This window comes from Arthrobacter mobilis (assembly GCF_012395835.1).
GTDB classification, from domain to species: Bacteria; Actinomycetota; Actinomycetes; order Actinomycetales; family Micrococcaceae; genus Crystallibacter; species Crystallibacter mobilis.
The window spans coordinates 213,915-233,714 of sequence record NZ_JAAZSQ010000002.1 but is presented as its reverse complement, the minus strand read 5'-3'; the positions used below and the strand labels follow the sequence as shown (position 1 = coordinate 233,714).

The 19,800-nt window shown below is 69.7% G+C and carries 24 protein-coding genes; 4 read left to right on the top strand and 20 right to left on the bottom strand.

The features are described 5' to 3' along the window. Positions 1-7 precede the first annotated feature (7 nt). The 16 genes from glmM to HGG74_RS03535 form a co-directional block, all read right to left on the bottom strand. Positions 8-1,372 carry a phosphoglucosamine mutase gene (gene glmM / locus HGG74_RS03610; RefSeq protein ID WP_168484974.1) on the bottom strand — a complete coding sequence of 455 codons (1,365 nt, stop codon included), beginning with the start codon at positions 1,370-1,372 and terminating at the stop codon, positions 8-10. A gap of 302 nt (positions 1,373-1,674) precedes the next feature. Then, on the bottom strand, positions 1,675-2,175 hold the full coding sequence (rpsI, locus tag HGG74_RS03605; protein ID WP_168484973.1) for a 30S ribosomal protein S9: 501 nt from the start codon (positions 2,173-2,175) through the stop codon (positions 1,675-1,677). Between the two features lie 39 nt (positions 2,176-2,214). Then, positions 2,215-2,658 (bottom strand): 50S ribosomal protein L13, encoded by a 444-nt coding sequence (gene rplM, locus HGG74_RS03600; protein ID WP_168484972.1) that lies wholly within the window; start codon positions 2,656-2,658, stop codon positions 2,215-2,217. A gap of 267 nt (positions 2,659-2,925) precedes the next feature. Beyond that, complete coding sequence (locus HGG74_RS03595; protein WP_168484971.1) at positions 2,926-3,168, bottom strand: carbon storage regulator; 243 nt, start codon at positions 3,166-3,168, stop codon at positions 2,926-2,928. A gap of 35 nt (positions 3,169-3,203) precedes the next feature. Beyond that, on the bottom strand, positions 3,204-4,178 hold the full coding sequence (locus HGG74_RS03590; protein ID WP_168484970.1) for a hypothetical protein: 975 nt from the start codon (positions 4,176-4,178) through the stop codon (positions 3,204-3,206). Continuing rightward, entirely contained in the window at positions 4,162-6,207 is a 2,046-nt protein-coding gene (locus HGG74_RS03585) for a flagellar biosynthesis protein FlhA (RefSeq protein WP_168484969.1), read from the bottom strand. The genes HGG74_RS03590 and HGG74_RS03585 overlap by 17 nt, the downstream gene beginning before the upstream one ends. Before the next feature lie 2 nt (positions 6,208-6,209). Next, complete coding sequence (locus HGG74_RS03580) at positions 6,210-7,343, bottom strand: EscU/YscU/HrcU family type III secretion system export apparatus switch protein (protein ID WP_168484968.1); 1,134 nt, start codon at positions 7,341-7,343, stop codon at positions 6,210-6,212. Beyond that, entirely contained in the window at positions 7,344-8,102 is a 759-nt protein-coding gene (locus HGG74_RS03575) for a flagellar biosynthetic protein FliR (RefSeq protein ID WP_168484967.1), read from the bottom strand. A 1-nt stretch (position 8,103) separates the two neighbouring features. Continuing rightward, positions 8,104-8,379, bottom strand: a complete 276-nt coding sequence (fliQ, locus tag HGG74_RS03570) for a flagellar biosynthesis protein FliQ (RefSeq protein ID WP_168484966.1) — start codon at positions 8,377-8,379, stop codon at positions 8,104-8,106. Continuing rightward, on the bottom strand, positions 8,379-9,233 hold the full coding sequence (gene fliP, locus HGG74_RS03565; RefSeq protein WP_168484965.1) for a flagellar type III secretion system pore protein FliP: 855 nt from the start codon (positions 9,231-9,233) through the stop codon (positions 8,379-8,381). The genes fliQ and fliP overlap by 1 nt, the downstream gene beginning before the upstream one ends. Further along, the gene (locus HGG74_RS03560; RefSeq protein WP_168484964.1) at positions 9,230-9,736 is read right to left on the bottom strand and encodes a FliO/MopB family protein; all 507 of its coding nucleotides are present in this window, start codon (positions 9,734-9,736) and stop codon (positions 9,230-9,232) included. The genes fliP and HGG74_RS03560 overlap by 4 nt, the downstream gene beginning before the upstream one ends. Beyond that, positions 9,737-10,438 (bottom strand): flagellar motor switch protein FliN, encoded by a 702-nt coding sequence (gene fliN / locus HGG74_RS03555; RefSeq protein WP_168484963.1) that lies wholly within the window; start codon positions 10,436-10,438, stop codon positions 9,737-9,739. Beyond that, positions 10,435-11,343 carry a flagellar motor switch protein FliM gene (locus HGG74_RS03550; RefSeq protein WP_312856722.1) on the bottom strand — a complete coding sequence of 303 codons (909 nt, stop codon included), beginning with the start codon at positions 11,341-11,343 and terminating at the stop codon, positions 10,435-10,437. Before HGG74_RS03550 ends, fliN begins: the two co-directional genes overlap by 4 nt. A gap of 100 nt (positions 11,344-11,443) precedes the next feature. Next, complete coding sequence (locus HGG74_RS03545; RefSeq protein ID WP_168484962.1) at positions 11,444-12,343, bottom strand: OmpA/MotB family protein; 900 nt, start codon at positions 12,341-12,343, stop codon at positions 11,444-11,446. Beyond that, positions 12,340-13,122: a motility protein A gene (locus HGG74_RS03540; RefSeq protein ID WP_168484961.1), complete on the bottom strand. Its 783-nt coding sequence runs from the start codon at positions 13,120-13,122 to the stop codon at positions 12,340-12,342. The genes HGG74_RS03545 and HGG74_RS03540 overlap by 4 nt, the downstream gene beginning before the upstream one ends. After that, positions 13,122-13,448 (bottom strand): flagellar FlbD family protein, encoded by a 327-nt coding sequence (locus HGG74_RS03535; protein ID WP_168484960.1) that lies wholly within the window; start codon positions 13,446-13,448, stop codon positions 13,122-13,124. Before HGG74_RS03535 ends, HGG74_RS03540 begins: the two co-directional genes overlap by 1 nt. Positions 13,449-13,711: 263 nt before the next feature. Between HGG74_RS03535 and HGG74_RS03530 the strand changes: the two genes are divergently transcribed. After that, complete coding sequence (locus HGG74_RS03530) at positions 13,712-14,389, top strand: aspartate/glutamate racemase family protein (RefSeq protein WP_168484959.1); 678 nt, start codon at positions 13,712-13,714, stop codon at positions 14,387-14,389. Between the two features lie 44 nt (positions 14,390-14,433). On the opposite strand, the gene HGG74_RS03525 is transcribed toward HGG74_RS03530, so the two are convergent. Together HGG74_RS03525 and HGG74_RS03520 are read right to left on the bottom strand one after the other, a co-directional pair. Continuing rightward, complete coding sequence (locus tag HGG74_RS03525) at positions 14,434-14,904, bottom strand: hypothetical protein (protein ID WP_168484958.1); 471 nt, start codon at positions 14,902-14,904, stop codon at positions 14,434-14,436. Beyond that, a complete protein-coding gene (locus tag HGG74_RS03520; protein WP_168484957.1) occupies positions 14,901-16,253 on the bottom strand; it encodes a site-specific integrase in 1,353 nt (450 codons plus the stop codon). Before HGG74_RS03520 ends, HGG74_RS03525 begins: the two co-directional genes overlap by 4 nt. Before the next feature lie 299 nt (positions 16,254-16,552). Here HGG74_RS03520 and HGG74_RS03515 point away from each other — a divergent pair, with 299 nt between their 5' ends. From HGG74_RS03515 to HGG74_RS03505, 3 genes are all read left to right on the top strand, one after another. Then, positions 16,553-17,008, top strand: coding sequence for a DUF6153 family protein (locus tag HGG74_RS03515; protein ID WP_168484956.1), 456 nt, complete (start codon positions 16,553-16,555; stop codon positions 17,006-17,008). A gap of 209 nt (positions 17,009-17,217) precedes the next feature. Continuing rightward, positions 17,218-18,120, top strand: a complete 903-nt coding sequence (locus tag HGG74_RS03510; RefSeq protein WP_168484955.1) for a F510_1955 family glycosylhydrolase — start codon at positions 17,218-17,220, stop codon at positions 18,118-18,120. 57 nt (positions 18,121-18,177) lie between these two features. Next, positions 18,178-18,891 carry a GNAT family N-acetyltransferase gene (locus HGG74_RS03505; RefSeq protein ID WP_168484954.1) on the top strand — a complete coding sequence of 238 codons (714 nt, stop codon included), beginning with the start codon at positions 18,178-18,180 and terminating at the stop codon, positions 18,889-18,891. Positions 18,892-18,949: 58 nt separating this feature from the next. Here the strand turns inward: HGG74_RS03505 and HGG74_RS03500 are convergent, their stop codons facing one another. Together HGG74_RS03500 and HGG74_RS03495 are read right to left on the bottom strand one after the other, a co-directional pair. After that, positions 18,950-19,405 (bottom strand): hypothetical protein, encoded by a 456-nt coding sequence (locus tag HGG74_RS03500; protein WP_168484953.1) that lies wholly within the window; start codon positions 19,403-19,405, stop codon positions 18,950-18,952. Positions 19,406-19,483: 78 nt separating this feature from the next. Continuing rightward, positions 19,484-19,669, bottom strand: coding sequence for a hypothetical protein (locus HGG74_RS03495; protein ID WP_168484952.1), 186 nt, complete (start codon positions 19,667-19,669; stop codon positions 19,484-19,486). Positions 19,670-19,800 lie beyond the last annotated feature (131 nt).

Below are 19,800 nucleotides of genomic sequence, written 5' to 3'. Positions count from 1 at the left end.
CCTTCCGCTAGCTGGCGAGTTCCTGTTCCAGCGACAAATGCTTCTTGACGGCGGCAGCCAGCAGCTCCGCGGTGGACTGGGCGGTCTCCATGTCGGCTGCTTCCACCATCACGCGCACCACCGGCTCCGTGCCGGAGGGGCGCAGCAGCACACGTCCGGTCTCGCCGAGCGACGCCGAGGCATCGGCGATGACCTTCTGCAGCGCCAGGTTGGTCTGCACTGCGGCCTTGTCGACGTCGCGCACATTGATCAGCACCTGGGGCAGGCGCTTCATTTGGGTGGCCAGCACGGACAGGGGCTTGCCGGTTTTGGCCACCTGGGCCGCCAGCTGGAGGCCGGTCAGCACGCCGTCGCCGGTGGTGGCAAAATCCGAGAAGATCACGTGGCCGGACTGCTCGCCGCCAAGGGAGTAGCCGTGGGCCCGCATGTTCTCCAGCACGTACCGGTCCCCCACAGCGGTTTCCTCCACGCGGATCCCGGCCTCACGCAGGGCGATCTTCATGCCCAGGTTGCTCATGACGGTGGCGACCAGGACGTTGTCCTTGAGCCTGCCGGCGTCCTTGAGCGCCAGGGCCAGGATCGTCATGATCTGGTCCCCGTCCACCACCTCACCGTTTTCGTCCACGGCCAGGCAGCGGTCCGCGTCGCCGTCGTGGGCGATGCCCAGGTCCGCGCCATGCTGGACGACGGCGGCCTGCAGCTTCTCCAGATGGGTCGAGCCCACGCCGTCATTGATATTGAGCCCGTCCGGATCGGCTCCGATGACCACGATGTCGGCGCCGGCGTCCTTGAAGACCTGCGGCGAGCACCCGCTGGCAGCACCGTTGGCGCAGTCCAGGACCACCTTCAGTCCCTCGAGCCGGGCCGGCAAGGTCTGCAGCAGGTGGACCACGTAGCGGTCCTCGGCGTCGGAGAAGCGCTGGATCCGCCCGACCCCGCCGCCGGTGGGGCGCACCCGGGGCATGGCCATCTCGGCCTCGATGGCGTCCTCGACCTCGTCGGGGAGCTTGTGCCCGCCACGGGCAAAAAACTTGATGCCGTTGTCCGGCGCCGGGTTGTGCGAGGCGGAGATCATGACGCCGAAGTCCGCCTTCAGGTCAGCCACCAGGTAGGCGGCGGCCGGGGTGGGCAGCACGCCGGCGTTGAAGACGTCGACGCCGGCACTGGCCAGCCCCGCTTCCACCGCAGCGCCGATGAACTCGCCGCTGGCCCGCGGATCGCGGGCGATGACAGCCCGGGGCCGCCTGGCTTCTTCCACCTGACGGTGGCCCAGGACCACCGCGGCTGCCTGCGCCAGCTGCAGGGCGAGTTCTGCGGTCAGCAGCCCATTGGCCAAACCTCGGACACCGTCAGTACCAAATAATCTAGACATCGCAGACCATTTTACGTGGCCAAACCGTGACCGGCGGACACAGGGCGCAGGTACCGCGTCATGATTCGGCAGGATGCGCGGCATATCTGCCTGGCCCCTGCCTGCCGGCAGGCTTAACGCACCGGACCCCGGCCGGTGGAATAATCCACCAACCGGGGTCCGGAAAAGCCATACGGCTCGTGACGCGTTTTCAGCGCTTGCAGAACCACGCACCATGCAGGCGCTTGTGGAGCCAAGCGTGAAAACCGCCGAGGGCCCCTGGCCGGAGACGCGCAGCGGATCCGGCCAGGGTAGGCGCGTTTTTAGCGCTTGGAGTACTGCGGGGCCTTGCGGGCCTTCTTGAGGCCGGCCTTCTTGCGCTCGATGATACGGGCGTCGCGGGTGAGGAAACCGGCCTTCTTCAGGGTCGGGCGGTTGTTCTCACGGTCGATCTCGTTCAGCGCACGGGCCACACCCAGGCGCAGCGCGCCGGCCTGGCCGGACACGCCGCCGCCGTCAATGCGGGCGATGACGTCGTAGGCGCCGTCAAGCTCAAGGATCCGGAACGGATCGTTGACTTCCTGCTGGTGCAGCTTGTTCGGGAAGTAGTTGGCCAGGTCGCGGCCGTTGATGGTCCACTTGCCGGTGCCCGGGACAATGCGGACGCGGGCAACAGCTTCCTTGCGGCGGCCCACGGCGGAACCGCCGACGGTCAGCGCCGGACGCTCGCGCTTGGCGGTCTCGGTGGCCGCGGGGGTCTCCGAGGTGTAGCTGGTGAGGTTTTCCTCAGCCGGGGTGTTCAGCTCTTCAGGGTTCTGAGCCACGATTCTCCTTGAATTAAGTTTCTTAGTCGGTGGCCAGGACTACTGGGCGACCTGGGTGATTTCGAAGGTCTTGGGCTGCTGGGCCGCGTGCGGGTGCTCGGGGCCGGCGTAGACCTTCAGCTTGCTCAGCTGCTGGGCGGCCAGGGAGTTCTTCGGCAGCATGCCGCGAATGGCCTTCTCCACGGCGCGGACCGGGTTCTTGTCCAGCAGTTCTGCGTAGCTCACCGACTTGAGGCCACCCGGGTAGCCGGAGTGGCGGTAGGCGCGCTTCTGCTCGAGCTTGGCGCCGGTCAGGGCCACCTTGTCGGCGTTGATGATGATGACGAAGTCGCCCATATCCATGTGGGACGCAAAGGTCGGCTTGTGCTTTCCGCGCAGCAGTGTTGCGGTCTGGCTGGCAAGACGACCCAGGACAACGTCGGTGGCGTCAATGACGTGCCACTGGCGGTTGATATCGCCGGGCTTCGGGGTGTACGTACGCACGGTTTTTGCCTTCGTTTCGTGTTCTCAAGGTAGCGGCGCGTCCTGACGGACACGCACGCACGTTTTCTATGCGCTACCGGAACTTCAGGTGAGGACTGAATGACCAGTGGTCCAATGCTTCCCGGCCATCCCTGCGGACCAGGTGGCTCTGCAACTGAGCCGTCACGCGGGCATGGACGTATCGGGAATGGACACGCACAACGACTACCAAGGTTACCGTGAGCGGACGCAGCAGGTCAAAACACCTGCCTGTCGACGACGGCTGCCTTAGGCGCCGTCGGCTTTCAGTCCCAGCAGTGCCTTGATCCGGTCTTCGGCATCCGGGTCCGCCTCGGCGGCGGCCACGTTGGCTTCAGTCACCGCACGCACCACCTCGTCACGCTGGATTTTCACACCTTTCGGCGCCTCGATGCCCAGGCGCACCCCGTCCCGGCGCGCGTCAAGCACGGTGATGACAATGTCCTCACCGATCAGGATCCGCTCGCCCGGTTTGCGCGTCAGTACCAGCACCCGCCCACTCTATCGCAAGCGCCGCACCGCAGAGGTCAGGCGCGTGCGGCGCCGTCGCTCCAGCCGATGGGCAGTCCAAGCTCGAGGACGGTTTCCGGCGTCGCCGTGTAGGCGAGTCCTTCCACGGCGACGGCGTCCACCGTGGCCACTTCGCGGAGCTGCTGCACCCAGCGGGCGGTATCCCCGGGCTTGCGGCCGGCGTCCACGGCAGCCCACAGCTGGTCCGCCCCGAGGCCGGCCAGTACCAGCAGCAGGCCGGCCAGGTCCGGTCCGCCCGGACCCAGGCCAAAGGCCACAAAGACGCTCTGGCCGCGTTCGACGCCCCTGGCCCGGGCGGCCAGGGCGCTCTTGCGGTCCTGGACCGGCCGGCGGACGGTGCCGGCGAGCGCGCCGCCGGCCCTGACCTCCGGCGCGGCCAGGATGGTCCCGTCCTCCCCCGGCGGGACCAGGCCGCGGACTGCACCGGCCATGGACCGTGCCACCCGCAGCGGGTCCTCCCCCAGTCCGGCCACCACCACCAGATCCCCCGGGCCGGCCAGCGGGGCCGGGGCCGGCCCGGCGTCGTCCGTTCCGCCGGCAGGTACCGGCGGCTCGTCGGGCCTGGGTCCGGCCGCGTCCTCGTGCGCGCCGGCCGGGCCAACGCCGGTGTTGAAGGTGAGGTCGTCCATGAGCTTGGCGAAGCCTCCCGAACTCGTGGAGACGTTCACTTCCGGCGGGCGGCCGTGCAGCTGTGCCTCGGCGGCCTCGGCTTCGGCCAGCAGCGCGGCGATGCCGGCCCGCCGCGGTTCGTCCAGCGCGTGCGCGCCGCGGCGGACGGCATCCTGCAGCGTGCCCTCGGCCGGCCCGTTGGGGATTTCCACCGTGACCTCGTAGTGGTGCCGGGCCAGGTAGCCCCGGATCCCGCCGACGGTCACCTTCTCGGCTGCCACGATCCGGGCGCGCGGGCCGTGCTCGGCGAGCACCTGGGCGCGCAGCTCCTGCAGCGAGGCGCCTTTAAGCTGTAACCGCACCGGCGACACGGACCACCCCTACGGTCTCGATGTTCACATTCGCAGCCGTGACCTCCTGGTAGGAGAGCACCGGCAGTCCGCCGGCCTGGGCCGAGACCAGACGCCGGACGGCCGGCCGCAGCGCCGGTGCGCAGACCAGTACCGCCGTCTGCCCGTTGGCCTCCACGTTCCGCACCGATTCCTGCAGCGACTGCACCACCGCCTCGGTGCGGTCCGGGGTGAGCAGGATCTGGGTACCGTGCTCGGACGGCCGCATGCCCTCGAGCATGCTTTGCTCCAGCACCGGATCGATCATGATCACGCGCAGCAGCTGCCCGTCCAGGTACTGGGCCGTCAGCGCCGGGCCGAGCGCCTGCCGGGCGGCCTCGATAAGCCCCTCCGGTTCGGTGGAAACCCGGGCCCGCAGGGCCAGGGCCTCGTAGATGCGCTGCAGGTCGTTGATCGGGATCTGCTCGGCCAGCAGCCCCTGCAGCACGCGCTGGACCTCGGCCATGGACAGCAGGGCGGGAACCAGTTCCTCCACCGCCGACGGGTTCACCGCCTTGACGCCTTCGGTCAGCACACGCACATCCTCGCGGGTGAGCAGCCGGGCGGCGTTGCCGGTGATCATCGCCGACAGGTGGGTCACCAGCACCGAGACCCTGTCGATCACCGTGGCGCCGGCCATCTCGGCGTTGTGCCGCATTTCCGCCGGAACCCACTTGCCGGCGAGGCCGAAGACCGGTTCCACCGTGGCCGTGCCGGGCAGGGCCTCCAGGTTCTCCCCCAGCGCCAGGACCTTCCCGGAGGGAGCCTGGCCGCGGCCGGCCTCCACACCGGCGATCCGGATCACGTAGGTGGCCGGAGGCAGGTCGATGCTGTCCCGGGTGCGCACCGGTGGAACCACCACACCCAAGTCCATGGCGATCTTCCGGCGCAGGGCCCGCACCCGGGCGAGCAGATCGTCGGGTCCGCCGGAGACCAGGTCCACCAGGTCCGGCGCGAGCTGGATCTCCAGCGCAGCCACGCGCATCTGCTCGATCAGGTCCTCGGTGGTGTCCGTGGCCGGGGCGCTGGCGGCAGCCGCCGCAGCGGCGCCGTCGTTCCGGGCGGCCTCTGCCACCTTGACTTTCTGCGCTGCGAAGAGCAGGAAGACACCCACCAGCACAAACGGGATTTTCGGCATGCCCGGGACCAGGGCCAGCACGATGGCCGCCGCGCCGGCAATCATCAGGGCGTTGCGGGACTGGGACAACTGCGCGGAGGCGGTGGAGCCGATGTCCGCCTCGGCGTTGGAGCGGGTCACGATCATGCCGGTGGACACAGCCATCAGCAGGGCCGGAATCTGCGTGACCAGCCCGTCGCCGATGGTCAGCAGCGAGTACGTGTTGATCGCGTCCATAAAGTCCTGGCCGCGCTGGAGCATGCCGATGGCGATGCCGCCGACGAGGTTGATGATGATGATGATCAGGCCGGCGATGGCATCGCCCTTGACGAACTTGGAGGCGCCGTCCATGGCGCCGTAGAAGTCCGCCTCGGCGGCAACGGCCGCGCGCCGCTCGCGCGCCTGGCTGTCCGTGATCAGCCCGGCATTCAGGTCCGCGTCGATGGCCATCTGCTTGCCGGGCATGGCGTCGAGGGTGAAGCGGGCGCCCACCTCGGCCACGCGCTCGGCGCCCTTGGTGACCACCACGAACTGGATGACCACCAGGATCAGGAAGACCACCGCACCGATGATCAGCGAACCGCCCACCGCCACGTGCCCGAAGGCCTCGATCACCTGGCCTGCGTGGCCCTCGCCGAGCACCAGCCGGGTGGAGGCGACGTTCAGGCCCAGCCGGAACAGCGTGGCCACCAGCAGCAGCGACGGGAACACGGAAAAGTCCAGCGGCTTCTTCACCGACATCGTGGTCAGCAGGATCACCAGCGCGAACAGGATGTTCACGGCAATGAGGAAGTCCAGCATTGCCACCGGGATGGGAACCACCAGCAGCATGATGATGCCGACCACCCCGACGGGGACGGCGAACTTGGGCAGGTTGCGTTTCATCTTCAGTCTCTGTGTTCGGAGGTGGAAGGTGCGGGGCCGGATGCGGCGGGTCCGGACATGGCGGGCCGGGCCAGGGTGTGCACGCCCCGGGCGGCACCGCGGGACTTCAGCGCCATCACGAAGGCCAGCACCCGGGCGACGGCGTTGTACAGCTCCACGGGGATTTCCTGGCCGATCTCGCAGGCCGCGTGCAGCGCGCGGGTCAGGGGCACGTCGCGGACCATCGGCACGCGCTTTGCCTCGGCCTCCTCGCGGATGCGCGCGGCAATGTTCCCGGCTCCCTTGGCCACCACCCGCGGTGCCGACTTGCCCGGCTCGTACTTCAGCGCCACCGCGTAATGGGTGGGGTTCACCATGACGACGTCGGCACCGCCGACGGCGGCGATCATGCGGTTGCGGCTCATGGCCAGCTGCCGGGAGCGGCGCTGGGACTTGATCAGCGGGTCGCCGTCGGAATTCTTGTGCTCGTCCCGGACCTCCTTCCTGGTCATCCGGGTCCGCTTCCGGTTCCGGCGCATCACCACCAAGATATCGGCCGCGGCCAGCACCAGCCCGGCAATGACGGCGGCGCGCACCAGCGTGGCGGTGCCCGCCCCTGCCGTGTCCAGCAGCGCCGAGACGGACAGCCCGCCGGCGGACATCAGCACCGGGACCAGGTCCAGCACCACCAGGTACAGCACCGCCCCGACGGCAAGCGTCTTCAGCAGCGCCTTGGCCCCCTGCCAGAGGGCCTGGGCACCGAAGACGCGTTTGACCCCGCTGAGCAGGTTCAGCGGCTCGGTCTCCAGCTTGAACTTCTTGAAGTGGATCCCGCCCTGCAGCGCCGCGCTGACCGCCACCGCCAGCACGACGGCGGTCAGCAGCGGCCCGAGCACATGCCCGATCGATCCCAGCCCATCCCCCAGCGCCTGCAGCGCCCGGGCCGGGTCCGGGTCCGCGGCCAGTGCCCGGACAGCGAAGACCTGCTCCGAGGCCACCTCGGTGCCCCGGGTCATGGTGGTGGGCAGCATGACCCCGGCAGCGGCCACGCCCACCCAGGCGGTCACGTCCTGGGAACGGGACAGCTGGCCCTTGGAGCGGACCTCCTTCATCCGCTTCTCGGTGGCCTGTTCGGTGCGCTCCCCGGAATCCGACACCTAGCCCACCCCCAGCAGCATGCCGGCAACCTGCTGCACCAGCGAGGAGACCACCCGGGGCAGCACCACGAACACCACCGAGCCCAGCACTAGGGTCAGCAGGATCTTCAGCGGGAAGCCCAGGGCAAAGGCGTTCAGTGCCGGAGCCACCCGGGTGAGCAGGCCGAGGCCGGCGTCGGCCAGGAACAGCACCACCAGCAGCGGGCCGGCGATCTGCACCGAGGCCAGGAACATCTGCGTCACCGCGGCAGTGAGGGCCTGTACCGGCTCGGCCAGATCAATGCCGCCGCCCAGCGGCAGGGCCGTGAAGGTGCGGACCAGTCCGCCGATGATCAGCTGGTAGCCGTCCGAGGCAAACAGCAGTGCCAACGCGGTCATTTGGAACAGCTTGGTGAACTGGGCGCCGTTGACCAGCGACTGCGGGTCGAAGGCCTGCGCCATCGAAAAGCCGCCGAACAGATCCACCAGGTGCCCGGCGGACTGCACCGCGGAAAACACCACCAGGACCAGGAAGCCCAGCACGGCGCCGGTGAGCACCTCCAGCACCAGCGCCCCGAAGTATCCGGCAGTGTCCAGGGACTCGTAGCCGGCAGTGACCTGCGGGGAGACGGCAAGCGCCAGGCCGACGCCGAGCATCGCCTTGATCCGCGCAGGAATGGCGCCATAGGAAAACGGCGGGGCCACTACCAGGAAGGCCACCATGCGCACCCCGGCGAGCATGACGGCCTCGATCCAGTGCTGGTCCAGGGGGATGGACATCTCAGCCTCCGCCCAGCAGTCCGGGGATCTTCCCGAAGAGCTGGTGGGTGAAGCTGACTATCTCGGTGATCATCCAGTGTCCGCAGACCAGCAGGGCCAGCGCCACGGCGATGGCCTTGGGCACGAAGGAGAGCGTGATTTCCTGGATCTGGGTCATGGCCTGGACCAGGGACACCGCGAAGCCGACCACCAGCGCCGTCAGCAGCACGGGTGCGGAGAGCTTGGCGGCGACGAACAGCCCCTGCAGGCCGATGTCCAGGACGGCGCTGGTATCCATCAGCCGCCTGCCTGATAGCTGGAGATCAGCGAGGTGATGACCAGTCCCCAGCCGTCCACGAGCACGAACAGCAGGATCTTGAACGGCAGGGAGATCATCACCGGCGGGAGCATCATCATGCCCATGGACATCAGCGCCGCCGAGACGACCAGGTCGATGACCAGGAACGGCACGAAGATGACGAAGCCGATGATGAACGCCGCCCGCAGTTCGGAAATCATAAAGGCCGGGATCAGCGTCTGCAGCGGCACGTCCCGGGGCCCGGCCGGGTTCTCCAGCCCGGCGGCGCGGGTCATCAGCGCCAGGTCCTCCTGGCGGGTGTGCCCGAGCATGAACTGCTGCAGCGGTCCGGCGGCCGCCTCCAGGGCCCTGCCGAACTCGGTCCTGCCCTCGAGGTAGGGCTGCACGCCCAGAGTGTTCACTTCGGTGACCACCGGCCACATGATGAACAGGGACAGGAACAGCGCCAGCCCGGCCAGCACCTGGTTCGGCGGGATCGAGGGCAGCGAGAGCGCGTTCCGGGTCATTGCCAGCACCACGAAGATCTTGGTGAAGGAGGTCATCATCAGCAGCAGCGCCGGGGCCACCCCGAGCAGCGTGATGCCCAGCAGGGTGACCACCGCGGACGAGGGGGTACCGTCCGGGCCGTTGATCTCGACCGACAGCCCGCCGCTGCCGGGCACGCCCGGCACGGTGGGGACGGCAGGGTCCACCGGGGGCAGCGGCGAAGCCTGCGCGGCAACGGCGCCGGCCAGCAGCAGGAGGACGGCCAGGCCGAGCCCGGCCAGCACAGCCCGGAACAGTCCGGCCGCCGGGGCCCGGGGGCCCGGCACCGGAGTAGCGCCGGTGGTCATCTCTGGGTGACCTGGCGCAGGGCCGCGGCCGTCTGCCGCCAGGTTCCGGCCGAGAGGATGGAACCGGCCAGCGGCGGTTCCGGCCGGCGCCTGGCCCGCCGCCCGCCCGGCAGCGGGTACAGCGCAGGCGCTGTCACGGCGTCGTCTGCTCCGGCTCCGTGCGCCCCGGCTTTGCCGGACGTGGCATCGCGCCGGCCTGCCTCCTGCAGGGACCGGGCGAAAACCTCGGCGCCTTCGGATACGGGAACCGGCACGGGCGCGTCACTGGTGTGCAGCACGTTCACGGACTGCTCGGTCACCCCGAGCAGGAAGCGCTTGCCGTCCGTTTCGACGACGACGACGGCGGCCTTGGCGCCGATGTTCCGGCGGGAGAGCACTGTCAGCGGCACCCCGCCGGTACTGGCAGCTCCGCTGCCGGCAAAGCGCCGCTGCAGCACCCAGAGCAGTCCCAGCACCACGGCCAGCGAGAGCAGGACCCGCAGGATGAGGACGACGGTGTCCACTTAGGTGAGCCCTTCGGCCACGTCGAGGATCTTGGTGATGCGCACCGCATAGTCCTGGTCCACGACGACGACCTCCCCGTGGGCAATCAGCCGGCCGTTGAGCAGTACGTCCGCCGGCGCACCGGCGGACCGGTCCAGCTCGATCACGGCACCGGGCTCGAGGCCGAGCACATCCCGCACGGACATCCGGGTGCGCCCGATCTCCACCGTCAGGGCCATCTCGACGTTGTTGATCCGTCCCAGCTTGCCCGCCACGTCCGCGGCGGAGCCGTGCCGGCCCGCATGGTTTCCGCGCACCCTGACCGCGAACCAGCCGGCGGCCTGGCCGTCGTCGCTGGCCAGCTTGAAGACGGCCGCGGAGGGATCGGCGAAGAGCCCGGCGGCGTTGTCCACCCGCGCCTCGCCCAGCACGCCCGTACCCAGCACCGAGGACGCCGCTTCCAGCGCCGGGCGCAGCAGGTCGGAGCTGGACACCAGCGGAGAATCCGTGCCGGCGGCCGCGGGCAAGGCCGAGGTGTCCTCGAGCATGACGGCCAGGTCGGCCGAGGTGGCGCCGACGAACGAGGCCGTGACGGCACGCGCCACCCGCGGGGCCAGCGACGCGCCGTCGGCCCAGGCCACTGCGTACAGCGGGCTGGGGCTGGGCAGCAGGCCCAGGAGCGCATCCGCCGCGGCGGCCTGCAGGGTCTGGGTGGGGTTCATCGGGACTTCTCCTCGGTAGTGACAATGACGCCGGCCAGGCGGGAACCGTTGGCGCCGATAGCTGCGTGGGCCAGCGGCTGCGAGCCGATGGCAACATCCAGCGGGCGGTGCTGCGGATGCGGCAGCGGCAGCACATCCCCGACGGCAAGTCCCAGGACCTCCCGGGGCGTGACCGCCATGGGGGCGAACTGCAGGGATACCTCCACCGGCAGCTGGGCCAGATGGGCTTCGATCAGGCTGCGCGCGTTGGCTCCGCTGCTCATCGGGAACGCATCCCGCAACTGGGCCAGCAGCACCTCGGCCGGGAAGGCGACGGTGGCCGGGGCCGTGCTCTCCCCGACGCGGATCTCGAACGAAGCCACGATCATCAGGTCGTTGGTGGCTGCCGCCTGGGCAAACTGCGAGTTGTAGTGGATCGAATCCAGCGCGATCGGTGTGGTCAGCAGCGAGCCGAGCGAGTAGCGCAGGTCCTCCAGCGCGTCCTCCATCAGGCGGCTGATCAGGGCCTGCTCCACCTGGGTGAACTTGCGCTCGGGGATCCGGTCGTTGCCGCTGCCGCCGAGCATGTGCGTCACCCAGGCCAGGGCCGCGGAGGTGGGGAACTGGATCACGGCCTTGCCGCTGATGTCCTCCAGTGCGCACAGCACCATGGCCGTGGTGGCCGGCAGGGAGGCGGCGTAGTCATCGTAGGTCTGCATCAGGACCTGCTCGGAGGTGACCTGGGAAATCACGCGGACCTTGGCGGTCAGCTGGGTGCCCCACTGGCGGGCGAAGGTTTCGAAGGCCAGTTCCAGCACCCGCGAGTGCTCGCGCGCCAGCGTAGTGGGCCGGCGGAAGTCGTATACCTCTACTGTCGGGGCAGGCTTCGCGGGCACGCTGGATTGCACATGATCCTGGACCGTCACAGCTGGCACTGTCGGCAGCGGCGGCGCCAATGTTAGGCGGCAGGGAAATTCCGTGCGGAAATTTCCCGCGGAAGTCTTCGGCGTCCGCCGCCATCACATGTCAATGGCCCCCGGCGCCCTCTCCGGCCGGCTCCGCGGTCCCGGCCGGCTGCGGGGCCAATGCTGCGGACTTCCTGGCCTCCCGGATCTTTTCCAGGGCCGCCTCCGGGTCCTTGGCCACCTCCGGAATGAGGGCGCGCACGGTCTCGGGCTGTCCCGAGAGCACCACAATGTCCACCCGCCGGTTGGCTGCCAGATCCGCCGCCGATCCGGCGGCCTGCAGCGGCCGGGACTCGCCGAAGCCGACGGCGGAAATGCGCCGCACGCCGATCCCGTGCCGCTCCACCAGGTGGCGCAGCACGTTCACGGCCCGGTCCGCTGACAGTTCCCAGTCCAGCGGATCCGGATCGAAGTCGCGGACCTGGGCCGTATGGCCTTCGACCTTCAGTTCATAGTCCACCGGTTCCAGCACCGGGCCCACGACGTCCAGTACCCGCCGGGTCCGCGGCGTCAGCGCGGCATCATCGGGTTTGAAGAAGGACTCGCTGCCCACCAGCCTGACCGTCAGGCCGCGCTCGTCCAGCTCGAACCGGACCGCGTCCGCCAAGTCTTCCCGATCCAGCTTGCCGGCGATTTCCTCCTGCAGCGCGGTGAGGTCCTCCACTTCCTGCAGGGCCATCTCCAGGTTGGTGAAGCCCTCGCCCTGTTCGTTGACCAGCTCGGGCGGGACCACCACGCCTTCGGCGGTGTCCACCTTCTGGGTCCTCTCCGTCCCGAAGCCGGTGGCCAGGGAGTTCGCGAGCTTCGCGAACTTGTTGGCATCCACGGTGGACATGGCGAACAGCACGATGAACATGCACATCAATACCGTGACCATGTCCATGTAGGAGGCCATCCACCGCTCGTCAGGGTGCTCGTCCTCCTCGTGGCCGCGGGAACGGCGGCGGCCGCGCCGGCTCATGCTGCGGCCGAGGCGGAAGCGGCCCGGGGCAGATCATGGGCCGGGACCATGGCGCGCAGCCGTTCGCCCAGCAGACGCGGCTGGCTGCCGGCCTGGACCGCCAGCATCCCTTCCATTAGCAATGTCATCCGGTCTGCTTCAAGCTCGGAAATACGCCGCAGCCGGGTGGCCAGCGGCAGCCAGAGGAAGTTCGCGGTGAGCAGTCCCCACAGGGTGGCAACGAAGGCCGCGGCGATCATCGGTCCCAGATGGTCCGGCGTCGAGAGGTTTTCCAGGACGTGGGTCAGCGACACCACGGTACCGATGATGCCGACGGTCGGCGCGTAGCCACCCAGGCCTTGGAAGAACTTCGAGGCGGTCCGGTCGGCCTGGGTCTTCGTGGCAATCTCATCCTCGAGCAGCATCCGCAACTCCTCGGCGTCGGTGCCGTCGGCGATGTTCTGCAGCGCCCGGCGCATGAACGGATCGTCCGTCGCCGAAGCTTCCTGGTCCAGGGCCAGCAGGCCCTCGCTGCGAGCCTTCTCCGCCAGCGCCACGACCTGGTCGATGATCTCCTGCGCCGGAACCACCTTGCCCTTGAAGGCCTTCGGCACCGCTTTGAAGGACCGGATGAAGTCCTTCAGCGTACCGCCGGCGAGGCCGACGGCGATGGTGGCTCCAAGGACGAGGATGATCGGCGCGGGCAACAGCAGGGCCTCGACGTGGGCGCCCTCGAGCTTGATCATCGCGTAGAGCGACCCGAAAGCCAGGACTATTCCGATAATTGTGGCGAAATCCATTACTTGTTCCTTGGGCGCAGAGGCACTGTTTTTCCGGCCGGCCCGGCCCCCCCGGGCTGCAGGCCGGGCTGCTCCCCGGCAGGAGGCACCAGGCCGAGCTGAGGGTGTCCGTGCCGGTCGACGGCGGCAGGCATCTCACGGGCGAGGTTCAGCACGTACGCACGGTAGCCGGCGATCATCTCGATGACCTCTTCCATCGTCTCGGTGACGATGTACCTGGCCCCGTCCACCATGACCAGGGTGGTGTCCGGGCTGGCGTGGATGCGCTCGATCAGGTCAGGATTGACCGCAAACCGGCTCTCGTTCAGCCGTGTAACAACGATCATGGCGCCCGTCCTGGTCCTTGTGCAGGGCTCCTCCAATGAGCCGCTGTCCCCTACTGTCGGCCGTCCCGCCGGAGCCGTAAGCCGGACCGCACGGTTCCGCGGCCGGCGCCGCACGCACCGCTGCCGGCCCGCCGCGGAGAAATAACGTCCGGGTAACCTGCAGGCAATGACCGTCCGGCAGCATGGGCAGTGGCCGGCACCTTCCCGGCCGGCGGCGCCAGCAAGCGCCCCATGTCCCGCTCGAGCCACGTAAGGATTCGCAGATGAAACGCATTGGGCTGATCCGCGCTGCCACCACCTCCAGCCGGTCCCTGCTGCACGCCCATGGGCAGGTGCTGCACGCTGCCTTCTCCTCCGCCGGTGTCCGCCTCAGCGTCGACTCCCGCTCCATACCCGGCCAGCCGGACGGGGTGCACGACCAGGAGTCATTGGCCCGGGCCGTACCCCGCGTCCGTGCCCTGGCCCTGGAACTGGCACCGGCGGTAGATGGCATCCTCATCAGCTGTGCCGCAGACCCGGGGCTTCCGGAGGTGCGGGAAGCCGTCAGCATCCCGGTCGTCGGCGCCGGCAGTTCGGGTGCTGCCGCCGCACTCACGCTGGGCTCACGCATCGGCGTCCTGACCATCACCCCGGAAGCGCCCGCAGCAGTCTCGGAGGTCCTCGGGGACCATCTGGCCGCCGTCGAATCACCGCCGAGCGTAAGTACTCCTGCACAACTGCTCACGCCCACGGGAGTTTTCGAGACGCTGGAGGCAGGCGACCGCCTGGCCGAAGCCGGGGCGGATGTGATTCTGCTGGCCTGCGCCGGCCTGACCAGCATGCGCGCCGCCGGTGAACTGCGCCGCAGGCTCGGCCTCCCCGTGGTCGACGGCGTGCTCGCCGCCGGCGCGGCACTGGCCTCCTGCAGCGCGAACAACCCGCAGCCCCTTGCCGTCCCATAAGGATCTGTCGGCAACTCCCCCTGTCTCCCCCCTCCCCGGACGCCTCAGCACCCGCCGTCGGCCGTACGTCCGGCAACCTCCCCCGCCCCCGCCTCCCCGGCCGCCTGTTCCTCCAACGTGCGCACCCGTTCGTGCAAAGCCAGCGCATACCGCCGCACATGCTCGCTCCGCTCGGCCAGGGCCTTCAGCTCCCGGCGGAGGGCCGCGATCGTCTCGTCGCGCCGCCGGACCTCTTCGCCCAGCCTGGCCGCGGTGGCAGGGTCGATGCCGCCGGCAGCCATCCCGGCCACGACCGCAGGCAGCCGGCCGACGATCGCGTCGAGCAGGTCCGCATAGTGGTTCTGCGAGCTGCCGTAGGAGTAGCGGCCCACCTTCGCCATGCCCAGCCGGCTGGGGGCGCCGCCGCGGGCGCACATCACGCTGCCGGCGATCAGGGCCTGGAGCGGTACCGGAAGCTGGGCTTCGGCGTTCAAGGCATCCCTAAGAGCTGCGGCAAGTTCCCGATGGGTATTCACTGGCCCTCCTCCATCCGCCCCAGCAGTTCGCTGGCGCTGTAGGTCCGGCACATCCTGCCCGCCTGCCTCGCGTACCCGGCCGTGACCGCCGCGTCCACGTGCCCCAGTCCGGTGGCCGCCAGCCTGACGGCGCTGCGGGCGTCCAGCCGGCCGGACCGCGGCGGCAGCTCCGCCTCCGGGCCGAGGCCCAGCATGTACAGGGCGGCCAGATGCGTGGCATAGGTGTGCCGCAGGTCGTGGGTGTGCACGTGCGGGAAGAAGGCCCCGCGGGTGCGGGCGCGTGCTTCGGCCAGGCGCGAGGCGTCGCTGGTCAGCTCTTCCGCCGCGCGGTAGGACAGCGGGGCGCCGTCGCGCGCGGACAGGAACAGCATGGCCGGCTCGCCGCCGGGGGTGAGCAACCGGCGGCGCTCGCCGGCGGTCATGGTGTTGAACTGGTACCTGTTCCCGGCGGTGTCGAAGACCTCCCGCCGGCCCGGCAGCGGCGGCCCGGCGATGCGGATCGGGTCCGGCGGCCGCCAGCCCCTGAGCAGCTGCCGGCGGGTCCCGCCGTGCGGGTCCAGATAGTCGTAGACAGCCTGCAGGTGCCTGCGGAACGCCAGCAGCCGCACCTCGCGGCGGCTCTTGCTCACGGCGCCGGGCAGGTACATCTCGACCAGGTCCCCCGGCAGCGACGGATCCGGCAGTTCCCAGATGGTCAGGTGGGCCAGGGTGTCGGCACGGGCCCCGCAGGCCAGGCCAAGCGCGATGAAGGCCGCATCACGCGCGCCGGTGAGCCCGCTCCCGCCGGCCTCAGCCTGCGCCCCGACCCGCCGTGCCGCGGCCAGCAGTTCCGGGATCTGCGGCGGTTCCAGCGGTGTGCCGGCGGCACAGTCCAGGGGAACGCCGCGGCCCTCGCGCATGGAGGCGACCGGACCGCGGCGGGTGGGAACGACGTCGAGGGTGAACGGCAGGGCAACTCCCTGCGTTGCGAGCAGCCATTCGTAGAACTGCTTGATCGCGGTGCGGTCCCGCTGCCACGTGGCCCCGGAAACCCTGGTCGCGGCATCGGCCGTGCGGTGCCTGAGGTACTCGAGGATGTGCCGGTTCCGGGCGGCCCGCAAGGCAGTATTGCGCTCCAGCAGGAACGCGGCGAAGCGCTGCAGGCTCTCGGCGTGCGTCCGCGCTGTCCAGGTGCCGCCGGTCCGGGCATGGACCTCGGCCAGCCACGCCGTCGCGTCAGGTTCGATCCGGCCGTCCACGGTGAGCACCGGCGAGCGCACAGGCGGGATGTCCAGCGGCGGGACACCCATCCCCCGCTCGACGACGTCGGCGGCCCAGCTGCCGCCGTATTCGACCCGGACCCGTGGCATGAGCCCCCTTTGGCTCGGTGCTGGAGCTCTTTGCGCACGAGTGTAGCGCCGGCCTCCGACAATCATCGGCTCCGGCACGCCTCCGGGCCGCGGACCCGGCTGCCGGACCGGGGAACCTCCCCCCCGGACGCCCCGATTCTGCCCGGGACGGCAGGTTGCTGCTGCCGCCGGGCCGCCGCCGTCTTTCCCGGCGGGATCCGGCACAGGAGACGGCGGTCTCCGGCCCGTTTCGGCCGCGGCAGATTCTGCCGATATTCTGGAGGAAACCCGGCTCAGGAATTAACCGAGAGGCAGCCACGATGAACCACGGCAAAACGCCGCGTTCGTCCCTGCCATGGCTCCACCCCCTGGCGACGCTGCTGAGCCTGGCCGCGGTCATCGCCGGGGTTCTCGGGATGCACATTCTCAACGGCGCCCACCACAGCCCCGCACCGGCGGCCGGTGCTGCTGCCGGCGCCACGGCCGCCGCCCATCTGCCCCACCATGGTCAGGCCAGTGCCGCGGTCCCGGGCGCCGCCTCCCGCGGTGCCGTGGATGCAGCCGGCTGTGCCGGTGGGTGCGCTGACGTCCACGGCGCGATGGGCGCGATGTGCATGCTGATGGTGGTCGTTGCCGGTTTCGCCGCCCTGTTCGTCCCCCACCGGCTCCCCCCGGCGCGCCGGTACGGCCGGCGCGGGCCGCCGGACGCGTTCGCCTCGGCGCAGCCGGTTCTCCGGCCTCCGTCCCTGGTCCAGCTCTCGATCAGCCGCACCTGATAATCCAGGACCCTCCCGCCCCGCGGGACGGTCCTCGTTGACGTGCCCGCACCCTGCCGGGCGCAAGACCACCGTGAAGGACCAGAAGGCGGGGATGCGGAAGATGCAGGACCTGCCCGCCGGTTCCTGGCAGCTGCGGCTCCGCCGGGTACGGCAGTCACCGCGCCCGCAGTCCGCCGCCCCCTGCCATTCTTTGTTACGGAGTAACCATGTTCCCCCAACCTTCCGCCCCGCACGCCGTCACCAGGAAAGCTTCCGCCCCGCACGCCGTCACCAGGAAAGTGTTGGCCGCCGCCGCGGCGTCGATGCTGCTGGCCGCCGGCTGCTCCGCACAGCCGGCGAACCCACCGGCTGCCCCGGCCACGTCTCAGGAGAATCCCTACGGCCACATCCACGGCATGAGCGTGGACCCGGAAACGGGCCGCATCCTGCTGGCCACTCACAACGGCCTCTTCGATGCCTCCGGCGGGTCGCCGGAGCGGATCGGTCCGGTCATCGACCTGATGGGCTTTTCCTCCGCCGGCGGGAACCGCTTCTACGCTTCCGGGCATCCCGGCCCCGAGTCCGGCCTGCCCGATCCTGCCGGCCTGATCCGCACTGAGGACGGCGGCAAAACCTGGGTACCGCTCTCCCGGCAGGGCGAATCCGACTTCCATGCCCTCACCGTCACCCGCGACGGCGTCGTCGGCTATGACGGGCAGCTGCGGATGACCAGGGACCTTGAAAAGTGGACGGTGGCCGGCACCGGCGTCCGGCCCCACAGCCTGGCCGGAACCCCCACCAGCACCGTCGTGCTGGCCACCACCGAGGAGGGCGTCCAGCGCTCGGACGACGGCGGGAAAACCTGGAACCTGCCCGCCGGCGCGCCGGTCCTGCTGGTCACCGCCTTCGCCGACAACTCCACCGCCGCCGGTGTCGCCCCAGACGGCACAGTACATCTCAGCCGCGACACGGGACGGACCTGGCACAGCGCAGGCGCCGTGACGGGCCGGCCCGCCGCCATCGCCGCCGCGCCGGGCAAGGACAATTCCGTGCAGATCTGGGTAGCCACCACCGCCGGACTTGAACATTCCGAAGACAGCGGCACCACGTTCAATCCCCTGGGCAAGTGAAGCAGGCCATGACATCTGTTTCCGAGACCTGGCCTGGCATCCCCGAAGGAGACCTCCATGTCCACATCCAGTGGCGCGAACGTAGCGGTCCGGCCTGCCACCGCGGACGACCTGGCCCTGATGGCCTTGTGGCAGACCGCATTCGTGCCCCACGGCCTCTTTCCCCAGCTGGGTGAGCGGTTCGTCCGGCGCTGGCACTCAACGTTCCTGGATGCACCGTACGGGGTGGCGCTGATCGCCGAACAGGAGGTTTCCGGCACACGCGTGCCGGTGGGTTTCCTGGTCGGCTCCACCAACCAACCCGGCCACGTTGACGACGTGATCCGCCGGCACCGGATCGGCCTGGGACTTGCCGGGCTGGCAGCCCTGCTGCGCCGTCCCCGGGTGGCCGCACACTTCCTGCGCACCCGCGGCAGTGCCTACATCCGGCGGCTGCTACAGGGCTCCGGTGCCGCATCCTCCGGGAACCCGGCCCCGGCCGTCCGGCCGAAGGATGCGGCCAACCGGGACCGGACCGCCGTTGTCACGGCGCTCGCGGTAATCCCTGCGGCACGGGGCTGCGGCGCCGGACGGGACCTGCTCGGATATTTCCTGGTGAAGGCACGGACAGCAGGAGCACCGCACGCCGAACTGGTCGTCATGGACGGCCCCGGCAACGCCGGAGCCTTCTACGAACGGCTGGGCTGGGTGCCGGTGGAGGAGCACCTGTCCAGGGACGGATCCCGCGCGAAAACGTACCGGTACGGATTGGGCATGGAGGCGGACTGGTAATACCGGGCCACGGCGGCGCGGAGGCATCCCGGTGCCGGACTGGCCGCGCTGTGGGCGTTCATCCGGCCGACGATGCCGTCCCGGGTTCGCGGCCGGCCCTTCGCCACATCCGGAAGGCCATGATGAACGCCCACAGGTACAGCAGCACCAAAGCCACGCCCCGGGGGATCGATTCGAAAAGGCCGAGGTAGGGCACCATCAGTCCGTGGACGATCCAGGCGGTTCCGGAGGCAGCGGCCGACCACCCCGTCCACCGGGGATAGGCAGTGCCGAGCGCGAGGGCCAGCCCGTAGAGAACCAAGGTCAATCCGAGCAGGACGTTCGCATAGCTTTGCAGGGAATATTCGGTCCACCGCAGGGCCTGGGCCGCGGCAAAGACAGTCTCCTGCCGGTCTGCGGGAGCCGCTGCCCACGTATCCACGGCCCACTTGAGCGTCACGCCGTCCACCGCCTGCAGCATCGTGATGGCCGCCGCCGTCACCACGACAGCGGCCAGGCCAAGGCGTGCCGGCACCACTTCCCTGCCCGGCCTTGCGGCCAGGGAATAGTACAGGGCGACCAGGCCGGCAAAAAACAGCAGGGCTGCCAGCCACTAACCGAAATGCACGGCAACCCAGGCCTCGTGTTCGGCATACTCCCGGAAGACCGCCGGGTCGTCCATGGGATCTTCCCGGGAGGGGTGCAGGAGCGTTGAAACCACCAGCAGGATGACGCTGAGGGGCAACAGCACCGTCCCGACCCTGGCGGAGACCGCCTCCGCTCCGATGCGCGCGACCATGTCGTGCTCCTCTCCGGCAGGGGCGGCAGGTTCCCGCACAGACACGACCGTTTACCTGCCCCGGCGCATAACCAGAGGGTAGAAGGCCGGCGGGCTTGGGAACCATACCTACTGCGGGGTTGTGCGCGCCT

Coding starts and splice junctions, on each gene's coding strand:
- HGG74_RS03515 (WP_168484956.1), top strand. CDS start 16,553: ATGAACCACGGCAAAACGCCGCGTTCGTCCCTGCCATGGCTCCACCCC.
- fliQ (WP_168484966.1), bottom strand. CDS start 8,379: ATGGATACCAGCGCCGTCCTGGACATCGGCCTGCAGGGGCTGTTCGTC.
- HGG74_RS03545 (WP_168484962.1), bottom strand. CDS start 12,343: ATGAGCCGGCGCGGCCGCCGCCGTTCCCGCGGCCACGAGGAGGACGAG.
- fliP (WP_168484965.1), bottom strand. CDS start 9,233: ATGACCACCGGCGCTACTCCGGTGCCGGGCCCCCGGGCCCCGGCGGCC.
- glmM (WP_168484974.1), bottom strand. CDS start 1,372: ATGTCTAGATTATTTGGTACTGACGGTGTCCGAGGTTTGGCCAATGGG.
- HGG74_RS03575 (WP_168484967.1), bottom strand. CDS start 8,102: ATGTCCATCCCCCTGGACCAGCACTGGATCGAGGCCGTCATGCTCGCC.
- HGG74_RS03540 (WP_168484961.1), bottom strand. CDS start 13,122: ATGGATTTCGCCACAATTATCGGAATAGTCCTGGCTTTCGGGTCGCTC.
- HGG74_RS03585 (WP_168484969.1), bottom strand. CDS start 6,207: ATGAAACGCAACCTGCCCAAGTTCGCCGTCCCCGTCGGGGTGGTCGGC.
- HGG74_RS03520 (WP_168484957.1), bottom strand. CDS start 16,253: ATGCCACGGGTCCGGGTCGAATACGGCGGCAGCTGGGCCGCCGACGTC.
- HGG74_RS03535 (WP_168484960.1), bottom strand. CDS start 13,448: ATGATCGTTGTTACACGGCTGAACGAGAGCCGGTTTGCGGTCAATCCT.
- fliN (WP_168484963.1), bottom strand. CDS start 10,438: ATGAACCCCACCCAGACCCTGCAGGCCGCCGCGGCGGATGCGCTCCTG.
- HGG74_RS03505 (WP_168484954.1), top strand. CDS start 18,178: ATGTCCACATCCAGTGGCGCGAACGTAGCGGTCCGGCCTGCCACCGCG.
- HGG74_RS03530 (WP_168484959.1), top strand. CDS start 13,712: ATGAAACGCATTGGGCTGATCCGCGCTGCCACCACCTCCAGCCGGTCC.
- HGG74_RS03495 (WP_168484952.1), bottom strand. CDS start 19,669: ATGGTCGCGCGCATCGGAGCGGAGGCGGTCTCCGCCAGGGTCGGGACG.
- HGG74_RS03510 (WP_168484955.1), top strand. CDS start 17,218: ATGTTCCCCCAACCTTCCGCCCCGCACGCCGTCACCAGGAAAGCTTCC.